The sequence below is a fragment of the Microseira wollei NIES-4236 genome, assembly GCF_020521235.1.
Taxonomy (GTDB): Bacteria; Cyanobacteriota; Cyanobacteriia; order Cyanobacteriales; family Aerosakkonemataceae; genus Microseira; species Microseira wollei.
Genome location: NZ_BLAY01000382.1, coordinates 1 through 2655 on the forward strand (window position 1 = coordinate 1; position 2655 = coordinate 2655).

Annotated in this window: 2 protein-coding genes; both read right to left on the bottom strand. The window is 44.7% G+C overall.

From position 1 onward, the window contains the following. Positions 1–1401, bottom strand: a 1401-nt coding sequence (locus MiSe_RS48495; protein ID WP_226594609.1) for a hybrid sensor histidine kinase/response regulator, incomplete at its 3' end; no start/stop codon positions are given. A gap of 66 nt (positions 1402–1467) precedes the next feature. Then, positions 1468–2655, bottom strand: a 1188-nt coding sequence (locus tag MiSe_RS48500) for an ATP-binding response regulator (protein WP_226594612.1), incomplete at its 5' end; no start/stop codon positions are given.

A 2655-nucleotide genomic window follows, 5' to 3' on the forward strand; every position in this document is an offset into this window, starting at 1 on the left:
TTGCTCGAAATCGTTCCCAGGTTCAACCTGGGAACGAGATCCGCGAGGTTCGAAATCGTTCCCAGGTTCAACCTGGGAATCAGATGCGCGAGGTTGCTCGAAATCGTTCCCAGGTTCAACCTGGGAACGAGATCCGCGAGGTTGCTCGAAATCGTTCCCAGGTTCAACCTGGGAACGAGATCCGCGAGGTTCTACCTCGCTTGGTACAAGATGTGAGTTATTTGCGATCGCTAACTCTTCGGCGCTGACTACTGAGGTACTAATCGTAATTTTTCCTGGGTAAGATTGAGTTTCTAGGGCGTCAATCGCATTGTTGAGCAGATTTGCCAACACCTGATTTAACTGACTCGCATAACAGGTGACTGGTGGCAGTTCCCCATAGTCCTTAATTACCTCAATTTCTGGGCGTAGTTGGCGAGCGCTTTTGTCTGTGTTTCTCAGTCGGTGCTGCAAAATTAGCAGGATATTGTCGATGCTTTCATGGATATCTACTGTTTTTAGCTCGGCTTCATCTAGTCGGGATAACAGCTTTAACGATTGAACTATTTGCTGAATTCCCTTGGCGCCCCCATCGATTTTTTGTATTATTTTATACCAATCTTTGACTATAAATTCCCAATCTATTTCCTCAATTGCCTGCTGAATTTCTCTAGGTGGATTGGGATAATTTTTTTGATAAATTTCCCCGATAGCGGTGAGGGATTGGAAATAGTGACAAGCCGGATTAATATTGCTTAAAATCAAGCTAACTCGATTGTTTATTTCCTGGGTAACTCCCGCAATCATTCGCCCTAAACTAGACATTTTTTCGGTTTGAATTAGTTGGGCTTGGGTGCGCTTCAATTCTTTCAATGTCATTTCTAATTTAATCGCTTTTTGTCGTTCCCGCGCTTCACTTTGTCGCAGTGCCTCTTCGACTTGCTGGCGCTCTTCTATCTCCTGAGACAGCCGTGCATTTTGTTCGGCAAGTTGCCTTTCTTGCGATCGGATGCGCAATTGATTTTCTACACGCGCCAATACTTCTTCCAGGTGAAACGGCTTGCTAATGTAGTCCACTCCGCCAACTTTAAAAGTTTTCACGATATCAAATGTTTCGTTCAAGGCGCTGATGAAGATAATGGGAATATCCCTCGTTCGTTCATCTGCTTTCAATGTTTTGCAGACTTCATAACCATTCATGTCCGCCATCATAATATCCAGCAAAATCAAGTCTGGAGTATTGGCTAAAATAGACTGTAGAGCTAGTTTGCCTTTGGGTGTGATTCGCACTTTATACCCCTGCTTGGATAGCATGTCGCTTAACAGATGCAAATTGGCAGGAGTATCATCAACCGCTAGGATATTTCCTTTTGAGTGGGTTGTTGATTCTTGGCTTGGATCTGGGCTGGGCGAAAATGACATTTTTGCTCTCTAAGTTACTAAAATTGAGTTAATTTGGGGCAGTTTTAATCGGCAAATAGAAATATTTTAATTTTCGCCGTTATGGGGTTCTGTCAAGGTTAGTAATTCCTCAAATTGGAAGTTTTTAGTTAAATTAGCGAGCGCGTTAGCTAAAAATTGGCAATCCGAGGGGATTTGGTCGATTAGATCCAGCATTACATCAAAATCGCTTTCAATTGTAGCTTGGTAGAAGGAAACCAACCAATCATCTGGTAAAACGGCAAGATCTTGCTTTGTCAGAGCCAGCAATTCATTTTTAGTTGCATCCTGCTTGTGAGTCGGTTCGTCATCAACAAATTGCACTCCAATATATTTGTTCATTGCCTCAAAAATATCGGTTTGTCGAAAAGGTTTGCTAAGATAATCATTGCACCCGATTTGTATAGCGATCGCTCGCTCCGCTTCTGAACTACTAGCTGTTAAAGCAATGATAGCAGTAGCTTTTAATTCATTCCCAGGCTGCTGGCTTGACTCGTTCCCAGACTGCTGGCTTGACTCGTTCCCAGGCTCCTGCCTGGGAATGCTTGACTCGTTCCCAGGCAGGAGCCTGGGAATGGGGATTTCCGATGGGGAATTCTCCCTCGCTCTGATTTCTTTAGTAGCTTCATATCCATCCATTAGAGGCATTCGCAAATCCATCCAAATTAAGTGCGGCTGCCAACTTTCCCAAACTTCTATTGCTTCAATCCCGTTGCTAGCTTCCCGAATATCGAAGCCAAAGGTAGAAAGCAATTCAAACAGTAATTGCCGATTTTCTGGCGAGTCATCTACAATTAGGATGCGATATTTCTGTTGATTAGGTTGCCGGGCAAAAATGCGACGCGGAGGTTGTTTTATCTCCAGATACTCACGCTCAACCAAGCTAACTTTGATCTCAAACTTGAAGGTGCTTCCCTTGCCAACTTGGGAACTAACTGTTATTTTACCGCCCATTAATTCCACAAACTTGCGGCTAATGGCTAAGCCTAATCCGGTTCCCTCTTGAGCTTTTTTGCCGGTTTGGGTTTGCACAAACGGTTCAAAAATAGTTTCTAATTCGTCGGGATAAATACCGCAACCTGTGTCAGCAATCTCAAACTGTAATCGGTAATGGCGTTCCCTGGCAGAGCCTGGGAACGAGGGTGGCTCTGCCTGGGAATGGCGTTCCCTGGCAGAGCCTGGGAACGAGGGTGGCTCTGCCTGGGAATGGCGTTCCCTGGCAGAGCCTGGGAACGA